Raw genomic sequence first — 13,302 nt, 5'->3', positions numbered from 1 at the left:
TCATAATTCAATTATAGGAGTGATTCGAATGGATTTTGAAAGTCGGGTATTGCCAGAATTAAGGCCGGTATTAGCACAATTTCCTGGTTTTCAACTGGAGGAAAATTTAGAACTGAGCAGAAGCTATTTGTCGAGTCCTCCCATTGAGAAGTCGGAACACGTACATACGACAAGCCGAATGATTCCAAGCGTAGCAGGCGAAATATTGGTCAAAATCTACGAACCTGCCCAGCGCACTGACGCCAAGCTTCCGGCCATGCTGTGGATTCACGGGGGAGGCTATGTGATGGGGCATCCTGATATGGACGACGCTTTGTGCGAACGCTTCGTGCAGGCGGCTAAATGTGTCGTCGTATCGGTCGATTATCGACTTGCTCCGGAGCACCCCTACCCAGCTGCCATCGATGATTGTTATGCCAGCTTGACGTGGATGACGGGCGAAGCTGAGCTGCTGGGCATCGACTTGGATCGGATCGCGATTGCCGGTGCAAGCGGGGGCGGCGGTCTGACCGCAGCGCTTGCTTTAATGGTTCGCGACAAAGGCGGGCCAGCCCTCGTCTTCCAAATGCCGCTGTATCCGATGATCGACGACCGCAATATTACGGCGTCAAGCCATGAAATTACGGCCGATAATGCAACATGGAGCCGGACGAACAATTTGGCGGCCTGGAACATGTACTTGGGCGATCGTACCGAAGATAGCGAGGTGTCCCCACATGCGGTCCCGTCGAGAGCGGAAAGCTTGGCGGGGCTACCGCCGGTCTATACGTGCGTAGGCCAGCTCGATCTGTTCCGAGATGAGACGATCGAATATGTGGCACGTCTTGCTCAAGCGGGTGTAGACGTCGAATTTCATCTGTATCCCGGCACATTCCACAGCTTTGAAGGGATGGTTCCGCAAGCGGAAGTAAGCCAGCGCGCCAGCCAAAGTTATGTGGACGCAATTGCAAGAGCGCTTAATCCTTAAATAATCCAGGGGGCTGTCTCCAAAGGTCTGAAACGACTTGGGAGATAGCCCCTTTGTAATACACAGTTCAGGAATTTGCAAATTCCTCAGTTATCAAAGATGGTAGGGAATGAAAGGCACCTTTTCCGTAGAAAATTAATACAATGAAGCATGACAATAGCCCAGAAAGGTGAGTGATTATGGACGGAACGATCCTTAATTTCTATGCCAGCGGCAATACGGCTGAAGGATTTGCTAACCTGTATAATTCGTCACTTCAAGGATTAACACGTTTGTTTGTCTTAAAAGGAGGCCCTGGTACGGGGAAATCAAGGCTTATTCGAGAAATTGGAGAGCATATGGCACAGCAAGGCTATGAGATATGGATTCTCCATTGCGCAGCGGATAACGATTCGTTGGACGGAGTAATTATACCCAAGTTAAAAGCAGGAATCGTGGATGGAACGGCACCACATGTCATTGAGCCCGAACTGCCTGAGACAGTCATCGTACACGTGGATGTAGAGCAGGCAGCCGATAGGCTTCAGTTGAATCTGCAGAAGCAAGAAATAGACAGCTTGACCGAACAGATCACGCAAGCACATAACCAAGCCTATTCCGGCTTTGCCGAAGCACTCCGTATTCACGACGAATGGGAAACCATATATATAGCCAGCATGAATTTCCAATTAGCTGATGAACTGACCCAGGAGTATATTGAACTCCTCTATGGTGATCGGAAATTGGAGAGAGTAAGTCGGGTTGACCGTCGTTTTCTAGGCGCGACTACGCCGAAGGGGGCTGTTGATTACGTCCCTAATCTGACCGCGGGCTTAAAGAGGTATCTGGTTAAAGGCCGCGCCGGATCCGGTAAATCTACTCTGTTAAAGAAATTAGCGGATGAAGGAATACAACGTGGCTTTGATATCGAAATCTACCATTGTGGCTTCGATCCGAACAGTCTCGATATGATTATCGTGCGAGAGCTTGGGTTTGCTATTTTCGACAGCACGGCACCGCATGAGTACGAGCCCGTCCACGCCACCGATGAAATCGTCGATATGTATTCGCGATGTATACAGCCCGGCACAGATGAAGCGCATTCGGATGCTATTGCCGACATCAAAGAGCGATACTCTAAAGCCATGAAGCAATCCATACAGCATCTGACACAAGCTAAGTCCTTACGGGATGAGTTAAAGGAAATCTATGCGGCGACGATGGATGTCCACCTTGTAGATCAGATAAGATCCCGGATAGAACGGGAAATTAGGGAATATATGGTATCCGTGAGCAGGAACAACTGATTTTGTTAATTAAAAAGGCTAGAGGAAAGGTGCGTCTATAGCGCCTTTCTCCTAGCCCCTCTTTTATACCGTGTAGTTTCTACTTATTCCCCTTGCGTACCTTTAACAGTTTACCTTTTACGGTCGTATTCTTCATAATCTCCAGCACAAGTGGACCCTTACCATTCAAAATCTCAACATCGGTTACATGATCAAGAATCGTAATGATCCCGATATCGTCTGCGGTTACTCCGTCAAGCTTAGCGATGGTTCCCACAAAGTCTACGGCTCTAAATTTCTTCTTCTTGCCGCCATTGAAGTTAAGCTTCATAATCTGTTGGTTTAATTGCTCACGCTTGTCTTTTTTAAGTACAGTTCTGACATGCAGCCTCTGCTCAAAATCTTCTCTACGGCGATCTACAGCCTCTTCTGAGGGTGCCTTTACTTTCGGAATTGCGAATCCAATGTATGCTTCAATATCGGCTAATCGTCGGTCATCCTTAGGCGTAACCAGGGTAATGGCTTTCCCCGTCTTGCCTGCACGTCCCGTACGTCCTGTACGATGAACATAGCTTTCCTTCTCAAGGGGAATATCATAGTTAATGACATGGGTGATATTCGTGATATCAATACCTCTAGCAGCTACATCAGTCGCAATCAAGTAACGAAATTGTCCTCTTCTGAACGCATTCATCACCTCGAAACGCTCCTCCTGCTCCATCCCCCCATGAATACGATCACACGGATACTCCAGATCAGCCAAGGCTCTGAATAGTTTATCTACATTCTCCTGCGTACGGCAGAAAATAATGCAACTCTCAGGATTCTCAACAATGAGCAGATTTTGAAGTAATACCAGCTTGTCCGCCTCTGCCACCTGAATCAAAGAGTGATCAATTGTAGCTGTCGTTATACCGGCTGCTTTTATTTCAATTTCAACAGGATCGTTCATATACTTGTGTGACAGTCTGGCTACATCCTCAGGAAAAGTAGCGGAGAATAACATCGTAACCCGGTCACTAGGCAGGGCCTGAATGATCGACTGAACTTGCTCGATAAAGCCCATATTCAGCATTTCATCAGCCTCATCAATCACGAGATAGGCCATCCGATCTAACGATAGCGTGCCTCGTTCAATATGGTCTAGTACACGTCCTGGCGTACCTACAGCCATATGTGTTCTTTGTTTTAACTCGGCCTTTTGTATATGAAAAGGATGTTTCCCATAAAGGGGCGTTGCTTTTATCCGCTTAAAGCGTCCAATATTCGTGATGTCTTCGGTGACCTGTAACGCGAGTTCACGGGTTGGCGTCAGAATTAAAGCTTGGGGCTTATTTTCATTCCAATCTACTAGCTCACAGAGTGGAATACCATATGATGCTGTTTTGCCGCTACCTGTTTGTGATTTGGCAACAAGATCCTTCTTCTCAAGCGCAACTGGAATGACTTTCGTCTGAACTTCTGTTGGCGTCTCATAGCCTAGACTATCCAGCGCTCTCACAATTTCTTCACTTAATGGATAATCTGAAAAATGCTTCTGACTCATGTTCAACCTCTTCTTCGCTGTATTTGGAATACCTATACATATAGAATGTCATCGTGTATCTAACTTATACTTATATAGTATACTCTATATCCAGATTCACTCTAATACATATCGAATATTCCCCAATCTTGCCGTTACAGACTGCAAAAGCAATTTTTCGCTTAGATTTAATCGAAACGATGTATAGCAAAGGATCGCAGATGTTTGGCTGTCCCGCAATGATGTAAAGTTTCTTGGATTAAATCTTTATTTTCACAGGTAGTAAAAAATAACCACCTATTATTATAATTGTAAATGTAAGCGTTTTACTTTTGTGAAAAGTATCAAACCTAATACGTGTGAGGAGGAGATTATATGTTGAGAGTTAAAGTAGGCAAGTTGGTAAGCTGTTTGGCGTTGACGGGTGTATTGTTATCGTCTGTTCTGGTGAATCAGGCTGATGCTGGTCTGGCGAAAGGAAGCAAATTCCTCGGGAATGTCATTGCCGGCAGTGTCCCTCCTAGTTACGGAACGTACTGGAATCAGGTGACGCCGGAGAATTCAACCAAGTGGGGCTCGGTTGAAGGCAACCGTAACAATATGAACTGGTCGCAGGCAGATACCGCCTATAACTATGCCCGTAATAATGGATTTCCGTTCAAGTTTCACACCTTGGTATGGGGCGCCCAGGAGCCAGGATGGATTAGTGGACTGTCGGCAGCTGATCAGAAGGCGGAAGTAACCCAGTGGATTAAAGCTGCCGGTCAGCGCTATTCGAATTCGGAGTTTGTAGATGTGGTGAATGAGCCACTGCATCAGAAACCGTCCTTCCGCAATGCCATTGGTGGTGACGGATCGACCGGATGGGATTGGGTAATATGGTCGTTCCAACAGGCCAGACAAGCCTTTCCTAATTCTAAGCTCCTTATAAATGAATATGGAATTATCAACGATCCTTCATTAACCGACCAATATGTCAATATTATTAATCAGCTCAAAAGTAGAGGCCTGATTGACGGAATTGGCATACAATGCCACCAGTTCAGTATGGACACCGTCTCAGTTAACACGATGAACACTGTACTGAACAAGCTATCGGCAACAGGATTGCCAATCTATGTGTCTGAACTGGATATAACTGGTGACGACAATACCCAGCTTGCCAGATACAAGGAGAAATTCCCGGTATTATGGCAGCATCCTTCGGTGAAGGGCGTTACGCTCTGGGGATACATTCAGGGGCAAACCTGGATATCGAATACACATCTGCTGAACTCGAACGGCTCGGAACGTCCCGCGCTCAAATGGCTGAGACAATATATGGGCAGCTAATGCCAATGGCGGTGCCAAAAACCTCAAATGTGGGAGTAGAATGCTTTGAGCGACTTTAAAGCTTAAGCCTTGGGTGAAATGATGTGCTCCCAAGGCTTTTTTCTTTTTAACCTATATGTGAATCCATTTCATAAATGAATAAGCCAACGAAATGTATAGTACATATAGACAAACTAAACCATTTTGATCTATATGTACTCTTTATTAAAGCTACTGAGGGTATTATGAAATTGATTCATGTACGAATACATAGAGCAAACTTGGCTATTACTAAATGTAAAACTTTAATCCACTTGAAATAAAACCGTCTGGACGGTATGATAAAATGGGTGGTGATAAAAATGAATACAACTAAAACAGCATTAAAAAAAGAATTAATTCTTAAAGCGGCTTCCATAATTGTGCACGAAGAAGGAGTAGAGAAATTAACGTTAGAAGCGGTTGCCAAGAAGGCGGGAATAAGTAAGGGAGGATTACTTTATCATTTTCCGAATAAAGATGAATTGATTCTGGGCATGGTCGAGCAACTGTCGAGCAGCTTTGTAACCGAATTTAATGAGAGAGCAGAAAGTGATATGCAATCTAAAGGAAGATGGACTCGCGCATATATGAATTCATCATTTTCTGGAGATCGGGACGTAAGTGACCTGTATACAGCTCTCTCTGCCGCTCATTTTACTAACCCTCAAATGCTAAAACTACTTCAGGACGAGTATGCTAATATCCAAAATAAAATCGAAAACGATGAATTGGATCCGGTTCGTTCTACGATGGTCCGATTAGTTATAGACGGTTTGTGGTTTGCGGAAATGTTCGGGTTAGCTCCTCCGAATGAAGAACTACGGAAGAAAATTACGGAAGAATTAAAGACATATATAAAGGAGCATTTTGCATAAATCCCATAAGCATTGGGAATCGAATGATGCAAAATGCTGAAAGGAGAATGAATAATGGCCTATCTTTTCTTGGTAATCTCTATTGTTGGTGAGCTTATTGGCACTTCAATGCTTAAGGCTTCAGAAGGCTTTACCAGACTGTACCCGACTTTATTTACATTTGTCGCGTTTTTTATTTCCTTCTTTTTTCTCTCTTTGGTTCTCAAAACGCTCCCTCTAAATATGACTTATGCAATCTGGTCAGGTGTAGGAGCTGTTGCTACAACGCTTATTTCAGTATTGATTTGGAAAGAAAAAATCAATACAGGAAGTATCGTAGGCATTTCTTTAATTGTTATTGGCGTGGTGGTGCTGAACCTGTTCGGTGCAGGACATGGTGAGGCAAAAGGTACAACAGAAACAGTTAGCTCAATCGTTCAAAAGTGAGATAAAATATATAGTGGTTCAAGTAGAAAATATGCAAACCAGTCTTTTTTGAAGAGTATTCAAAGTCCAGATTCCTGAAGAGGAATATGGGCTTTTTGTATGTGCAAATGCACAATCAATTTCGTCCGTTCTTCAATATTTTTCACCCTCCGTAATCGATATAATGAAAGCGTAATCAAAAATTGCCCGGGGGGTTAGGCAGATGGAAGGGTTGACGATCAGTTGGATAGGAGCTCTGGCAGGGCTGGCTATTGCGATTATTCTGATATTAAGAAAGCTGAATCCGGTTTACGCTTTGTTTTTGGGAGCCATTGTAGGCGCTCTATTAGGCGGGGCCAATTTAGAGCAGACCATTAGTGTGTTGATTAGCGGTACGCAAAGTGTGATGGGGACGGTCATTCGTGTGCTCGCCGCAGGTGTATTGGCAGGTGTGATGATGGAGTCTGGGGCAGCGGAGACGATTGCGCAGGCTATTGTAAAAAAGTTCGGCGGTAGCAAAGCAATTCTTGCACTAGCCTTGGCAACGATGATTATTACGGCGGTAGGCGTATTTATTCCGGTCGCAGTGCTGATCGTGGCACCTATTGCGTTGTCGGTCGGGAACAAAATGGGGATTTCCAAGCTGGCGCTCCTGCTGGCCTTATCGGGAGGCGGAAAGGCGGGTAACATCATCTCACCGAATCCCAATACGATTGCGGCGGCACGTGGATTCAATCTGGATTTAAGCCATGTTATGCTGGCAGGTGTGGTTCCTGCGATATGTGGTTTGATCGTGACCGTCCTGGTGGCGTCTATGTTGAAAACCAAAGGTGTGAAGGTATCCGACCAGGATACGATGGACAGTGATGTCGATACTTCGAAGTACCCGGCGCTGGGACGGGCAATTGTAGCTCCGTTGGTAGCTGTTATTTTGCTGATGATTAATCCGATTGGTTCCATCTCCGGTATTGAAGCGCTGTCGAGTTTCAAGGTGGACGCGATGTACATTTTGCCGATTGCCGGGATTGTAGGTATGCTGGCAATGGGGCAAGGGCGAAATATTTTAAAATATTCGGCCTCCGGTTTGAATAAAATGACGGCGACCGTGCTGATTTTGATCGGTGCAGGCGGGATTGCGGGTCTGATCTCTGCGTCCAACTTGTCTACTCAGGTGGTTGGCTTGATTGAAGCCTCGGGAGTTTCCGGCACATTTTTGGCACCGCTTGCAGGTATTCTGATGGCGGCTGCCACAGCGTCGACCTCAACGGGAGTTATTTTGGCGACAGGCTCGTTTGGGGAAGCGATTCTGAATATGGGGACGGCCCCGCTCGCCGCGGCTGTGATGGTGCATACAGGGGCTACGGTCATCGACTCCTTGCCACAAGGCAACTATTTTCACGTCACGGCGGACAGCATGAAAATGAGTATTAAACAACGGATGGGACTCATCCCTTATGAAGCTATTGTGGGTGGAACAATGGCCATAGTAGCGACACTGATATATGGATTTTTACTTTAATTTGTATGATGGGGTGAGAAGATGAGAGAGAAGACATTTGTGCTGGCGCCAGATTCCTTTAAAGAAAGTATGACAGCAAAAGAAGTGTGTATCGCGATGGAAAAAGGACTGCGTAAGGTCTATCCGGCCGCAAATTATGTCCACGTCCCTATGGCGGACGGCGGTGAAGGAACGGTGCAGTCACTGGTGGATGCGACAGGCGGGCAGCTTCGTTATATCGAGGTGACCGGACCGCTTGGAGAACCTGTAACTGCTGCATACGGCTTGCTGGGAGACGGCACTACTGCGGCAATTGAGATGGCATCCGCCAGCGGAATTCATCTGGTCAACAAGAATAACAAAAACCCGCTAAAGACAACAACTTACGGTACGGGTGAGTTAATCCGTGAATGTCTGAATCAAGGGATTCGAAAGATTATTATTGGCATTGGTGGAAGTGCGACGAATGACGGCGGTACAGGGATGGCAGAAGCGCTGGGTGCCAGATTTCTTGATGCAAAAGGGAACACTCTTCCACGCGGCGGCGGTAGTCTTGGCGAGCTGGCCTGTATAGATATTTCATCACTGGATGAACGCTTGCAGCAGGTACAATTGATCGTAGCCTGCGATGTGACGAATCCGTTGTGCGGAGCGCATGGAGCATCTCATGTATTCGGTCCGCAAAAAGGGGCAACACCGGAGATGGCGCAGCAATTGGATGCCAATCTTGCTCATTACGCGGATGTGGTGAAGCGGCAGCTGGGCAAGGATGTGCGCGATCTTCCTGGCGCGGGAGCAGCAGGTGGATTGGGTGCGGGACTGTTGATTTTTACTCAGGCAGCGCTGCAAAAAGGCATTGAAATTGTGATCGAATACACCGGGTTAAAGCAAAAGCTGGCGAAGGCGGATATCGTTTTTACGGGGGAAGGCGGCATTGATTTTCAGACCAAATTCGGGAAAACTCCGTATGGGGTAGCTCAGGCTGCCAAACAATCCGGCAAAAAGGTCATTGCAGTCGCTGGCTATATCGGGGAAGGGATCGACACGTTGTACAAGGAAGGAATAGATGCGGTGTTCGGCATCGTGCCGGGAGCCTCGGAGCTGGAAAGGCTGTTGGTGGAAGGGGCGCAAAACGTAGAGCGTACGTGTGAGAATATCGCAAGAGTACTCCAATTCAGCGAGTAACGGCGAGGGGAATATGCGTTAATCGCAGAATGATCTGGCATGATACAGCAGTTCATTGGTACAGTGCCAATAAGCCGTGTGTAAGCTCAAAAAGCTGAAGGAGATTCCGGGGATCTTTACCCGTTAAGGTATGGATGCGCTTCAGGCGGTATTGCAGCGTGTTCCGGTGAATATTTAATTCGTCTGCGGTGAGGGAGACACTGCCGTTATGGTTAATAAAGCTTCGCAGCGTATCCAGCAAATCCACGGTATCTTCCAGCTTGCTGACCAGATGGATCGTGTTCGTCAGGTTGGATTGGCTCAGTTTGACCCAAAATTCGACTTCTGCAAAAGAGATTATCTGCACAGGCGGGCGTAGAGCCAGTAAAACATTCATGGCTGACTTGGCCTGCAAATAACAATCCGCAATGTTATGCTCTTGTCTGCTGACGGCAATCAGCACATGGGGGTGGCTACGCACAAGCGGCTCCAGCAGCTTGTCTGTCACCTCCTGATTTTGCATCAGGATGAGATAGCTGTTCTCCTCCATACGAAAGGACGGATGCTGCATGAATATACTGGACAGCTCGGCTACATTAACCGGGTCGGCAGGAAGATACCTTACATATACCGCCGAAGTTTTTAGAAGCAGATCAATGTGATATTGAGCCGCTTCTTTTTTTATTTTTTGGGTATAGGCTGCCTGATGATTTAACAGCATTTCCAGCGCGGATTTTTTACGGTTGGCTTCGTGGGCCAGATGCTCCAGAGAGATCCGTTGCTCGATCAGGAGGGACACCGTGGTTTTGACGATATTGCAAAAAGGCCGCACTTCATCGGGATTGCCTGTAATGCCAATGACACCGACCCGCTCCTGATGAATGACGATGGGCTCATTGGTCCCCTTTTTCTCGTAGTGGCCGTCCTGCCATACTTCAATCATTTTCCCGGTTTCGAGCGCCTGAACAGCTCCTTGGTGAATAGTCCCAACCCGTTCGCTTTCACCGCTGCCAATAATGATGCCGTTCATTCATAATATTGATATTGTATGGAATATCCTTCATCATTTTGTCTACAATGTCTTGGGCTTGTTTTTCGGAGAACTGGAACAGTCTGCGATTCCTCCTTATTCTTGGTGATGTAACGTATTGCACTTGTGAAAGGGTTTCCATAATGTTGTGCATCTGAACAACATGATAAGGCAGGTTGCCGTAAATGTCAGCCTATTTTATCATAGAAATGAAATTGCAGCGTATTATGATAATCCATTAGACGATGTTATATATTTTAGTATTGAATTATAATCTACGGAGGAGAGTATAGTTGTACGCAAAAAACAGGGCTCATAGGAGCACCTGCCTTTTGCGTCTTACCCTTTTCATTGCCAGCCACGCTGTCTAATGACGAACCTCGCGAAAGCTATAGGTAATGTCGTGTAGTTCCTTCTTTAAACGGCTGTCTTTAGACGCTGGTGCATATCCAAGCACCTGGTAGTAATTCTTTTCGGTCTCAATAATCGCTACATGGGTGATATATTTATCCACATCTTTTTTACCTTTAATCACGAACTCAAGAGCAGGATATCCATGAATGGTTGTGTTAGAGACAGGTCCTACACTGGACAGGTTCCACTCTTTGGTTAAGTTATTTTCAGCTTTCTTACCATACTGTTGAAGAGTTATATTGCCTAATTGCTTTTTCGAGTGGGATAGTACCACAACGGACTTTTGAATGTACGGATTGAATATTGCAATCTCTGCTTTCCCTTCACGGTCCGGGTCTGTTGACCAGTCCAGTGGGGCCGTGATTTGAAATCGTCCATCTTTACTTACATAGCTCTGCTCTTTCTTGCTCACAGGAGCTTCAGGAGGCACATAACTGTTTACCAGTATAAAAATAGCATTTACAAACGAGGCTCCCAAGATCACCATTGCGGTAAAAAATATAAAGAGCGAACGTTTCATTGTCTTTTTGCTAATCGGCTCTAAATCCCGCACCTTTACAACATATGTACCTGCGGCTAAATCACCAATTCGTTGTCTTGATGCAGTCACTAACACGCTGATACCAGCAGGTATCCCACCCATTAGCAACGGATTGGTGTCTATTAGCCTGAGCAGCGTACGAATGAGTGATTTAAGAAAACCAGGAGGCTTTCCTTCCCCGTTAACCACCTTAATACGAAAAACGAACTTACCAAGCGTATAGCCTGTGTAACCTTCCAAAAGCAAATAATAGCTGAAAAAAGCAATAAACAGAATACAACGGGATGCAATCGCTAAAGGCAAAAACCATCTATCCGTTATTTGAATGACAGAAATAAAAAACAAATATACCCGATTAAAAAAAATATGAAATCAAAAACCGTTGCTCCCCACCGTCTATACAGAGTAGAATTCCCGTACGTTTTTGATATTTCGGCCATCCTGTTGGTGTCTGCCCCATAATTTTGACCATGCCGAATGTACATCTGTCTTGAAGTTTCCTGCGGATTGTGTGATACGTGCTGTTCGTCCAAAAAATACACCTCTTCTTAATAATTAAAAACATACTCCTTATATTAACGGTCATTTTACAATCCATGTTTAGGAAAACATTCTATAAACAAAGAAATCACTATAAATATCCCTTCCTCTCATTTACTCTATAATTGGAAGAAGAAAGTAACGATAGACTCGGGAGGCATAGGTATGCAAGAAAAACTGGCAAAAGTGAACAAGGCGGCCAGAGGTGAGAATGCGAAAGGTGAGTTTCCGGTTATAACGACCGAACGCCTCGTATTACGAAAAATGGTAGTGACGGACAGCAAGGACATGTTGGAATACTTTTCAGATGAGCAGGTTATGAAGTTTTATGGACTGAGCCCGTTTGAGTCTGAACAGGAAGCACTGGATGAGATCAGTTGGTATGATCGGATTTTTGAGACAGATCAGGGAATCCGCTGGGCTCTTCAAACAAATGAAGGTAAAATCATCGGTTCTTGCGGATTTCATAACTGGGATCAACGTCATCACCGGGCAGAAATGGGCTATGAATTGTCCAGAGCCTGTTGGGGCCAAGGGTTAATGTCGGAGGTACTTGCAGCTGTAATCGACTATGGGTTTAATACCCTCTCATTGAACCGCATTCAGGCGCTAGTAGAGCCAGAGAATGCACAATCCTTGCGTTTGCTTGAAAAAGCGGGCTTTCGGCAAGAAGGGCTCCTCTCCCAATATGAATTTACTTCCGGGAAATATGATGATCTTTATATGTGCGCCTTAGTCAAATCAGAGTATATCAATCGTTCTCAGAAATGATAGATGTAGGTGGATCAAGCGGGGGAGCATGGATAGGAAGAAGGTTGATCATTGTACAACATGATCGACCTTCAGCAGCATACCCATTTCATATTGCTCAATGGGGTCTTTCGAGAGACCTATTTTTTGGATAAAGCCTTCAAGAGAGTCATTGTCGGACAGACAGATGTATACCTTCTCAACCTTTTGGATCTTTGCTGCTCTATGAAGGAGGGCGCATCCTAATCCTTGGTTGCGATGCTTAGGATCGACCCAAAGAAAGTTGATTTTACCCTGAGCACTCATGCTCACCATGCCGAGGCACGTTTGATTCACTTCGTAGATGCCGAGAAAAGCTTCCTGTGTACTGGTGGCGTAATAAGGTGTGTCACTTTGCCAATGGATGTGACAGTCGGTGAGGGTCTTACGAAAAGCTGCGACGTCATCAAATGTAACTTCCTTAAGAATATACGAAGATGAGGGGGCAGCGGCTGGGGTGGAGGGCAGAGTGCCGTTGTAGTATTTCAGCGTATAGCGTGCCTGGTAGCCTTGCTTTTCATATAATTTGACTGCCCGATGATTATCCTTGATGACTTCGAGCCATAGCTGCTGGCAGTCCGCGGAGATGGCTGTTTGTTTATGTAATTCCAGCAACTTGTTGCTAATCCCCTGACCACGGTAAGCCGGAGCGATGCATAGCGTGCCGCAACGCATGGTCTTGTACCCGTCGAACTGTCGGACACCACCGAGAATTAAGCCGATCGGTTGATCCTCATCCATGGCAAGGAAAGAGTGATTCCGTGTATTACCCTCTGGGCCAAAAAAACGTGCTGCGAAATCGTCCTGATCCGTGGTCAGGCGAATGGAATAATCCGAGAACCCAAGCGAAAATGCTTGAAAAATGTGTTCCATGCTGACGTCATTGCATCTCATATAGGTGATCACCGTTATTCCCCCCTAGAAATTCATGCTATA

General features: G+C 45.8%; 11 protein-coding genes and 1 pseudogene. 8 read left to right on the top strand and 4 right to left on the bottom strand.

Annotated features, from left to right (window positions below):
• The first annotated feature begins 28 nt into the window (after nt 1-28).
• Nucleotides 29-967 carry an alpha/beta hydrolase gene (locus QD47_RS27285; protein ID WP_044649075.1) on the top strand — a complete coding sequence of 313 codons (939 nt, stop codon included), beginning with the start codon at nt 29-31 and terminating at the stop codon, nt 965-967.
• A 179-nt stretch (nt 968-1,146) separates the two neighbouring features.
• The gene (locus QD47_RS27280) at nt 1,147-2,253 is read left to right on the top strand and encodes a PRK06851 family protein (protein ID WP_044649074.1); all 1,107 of its coding nucleotides are present in this window, start codon (nt 1,147-1,149) and stop codon (nt 2,251-2,253) included.
• Between the two features lie 79 nt (nt 2,254-2,332).
• Here QD47_RS27280 and QD47_RS27275 read toward each other — a convergent pair whose 3' ends face one another.
• Nucleotides 2,333-3,778, bottom strand: coding sequence for a DEAD/DEAH box helicase (locus QD47_RS27275; RefSeq protein ID WP_044649073.1), 1,446 nt, complete (start codon nt 3,776-3,778; stop codon nt 2,333-2,335).
• Nucleotides 3,779-4,132: 354 nt separating this feature from the next.
• On the opposite strand from QD47_RS27275, the gene QD47_RS27270 reads away from it, so the two are divergent.
• From QD47_RS27270 to QD47_RS27250, 5 genes are all read left to right on the top strand, one after another.
• A complete protein-coding gene (locus QD47_RS27270) occupies nt 4,133-5,089 on the top strand; it encodes an endo-1,4-beta-xylanase (protein ID WP_044649072.1) in 957 nt (318 codons plus the stop codon).
• A gap of 341 nt (nt 5,090-5,430) precedes the next feature.
• The gene (locus tag QD47_RS27265; protein ID WP_044649071.1) at nt 5,431-5,985 is read left to right on the top strand and encodes a TetR/AcrR family transcriptional regulator; all 555 of its coding nucleotides are present in this window, start codon (nt 5,431-5,433) and stop codon (nt 5,983-5,985) included.
• Nucleotides 5,986-6,039: 54 nt separating this feature from the next.
• A complete protein-coding gene (locus QD47_RS27260; RefSeq protein ID WP_044649070.1) occupies nt 6,040-6,411 on the top strand; it encodes a DMT family transporter in 372 nt (123 codons plus the stop codon).
• 202 nt (nt 6,412-6,613) lie between these two features.
• Nucleotides 6,614-7,909: a GntP family permease gene (locus QD47_RS27255; protein WP_044649069.1), complete on the top strand. Its 1,296-nt coding sequence runs from the start codon at nt 6,614-6,616 to the stop codon at nt 7,907-7,909.
• 21 nt (nt 7,910-7,930) lie between these two features.
• Nucleotides 7,931-9,073 (top strand): glycerate kinase family protein, encoded by a 1,143-nt coding sequence (locus QD47_RS27250; protein WP_044649068.1) that lies wholly within the window; start codon nt 7,931-7,933, stop codon nt 9,071-9,073.
• 52 nt (nt 9,074-9,125) lie between these two features.
• Here QD47_RS27250 and QD47_RS27245 read toward each other — a convergent pair.
• Both QD47_RS27245 and QD47_RS27240 read right to left on the bottom strand, forming a co-directional pair.
• Nucleotides 9,126-10,119: pseudogene (locus tag QD47_RS27245) on the bottom strand (CdaR family transcriptional regulator).
• 330 nt (nt 10,120-10,449) lie between these two features.
• Nucleotides 10,450-11,340, bottom strand: coding sequence for an RDD family protein (locus tag QD47_RS27240; RefSeq protein WP_235332380.1), 891 nt, complete (start codon nt 11,338-11,340; stop codon nt 10,450-10,452).
• Between the two features lie 402 nt (nt 11,341-11,742).
• Between QD47_RS27240 and QD47_RS27235 the strand changes: the two genes are divergently transcribed.
• Nucleotides 11,743-12,348, top strand: coding sequence for a GNAT family N-acetyltransferase (locus QD47_RS27235; RefSeq protein ID WP_044649067.1), 606 nt, complete (start codon nt 11,743-11,745; stop codon nt 12,346-12,348).
• Nucleotides 12,349-12,396: 48 nt separating this feature from the next.
• On the opposite strand, the gene QD47_RS27230 is transcribed toward QD47_RS27235, so the two are convergent.
• A complete protein-coding gene (locus QD47_RS27230) occupies nt 12,397-13,272 on the bottom strand; it encodes a GNAT family N-acetyltransferase (RefSeq protein ID WP_044649066.1) in 876 nt (291 codons plus the stop codon).
• Nucleotides 13,273-13,302 lie beyond the last annotated feature (30 nt).

Source organism: Paenibacillus terrae, from assembly GCF_000943545.1.
GTDB classification, from domain to species: Bacteria; Bacillota; Bacilli; order Paenibacillales; family Paenibacillaceae; genus Paenibacillus; species Paenibacillus terrae_A.
The sequence above is the reverse complement of the archived record's forward strand: the minus strand, read 5'-3'. Positions and strand labels throughout refer to the sequence as shown.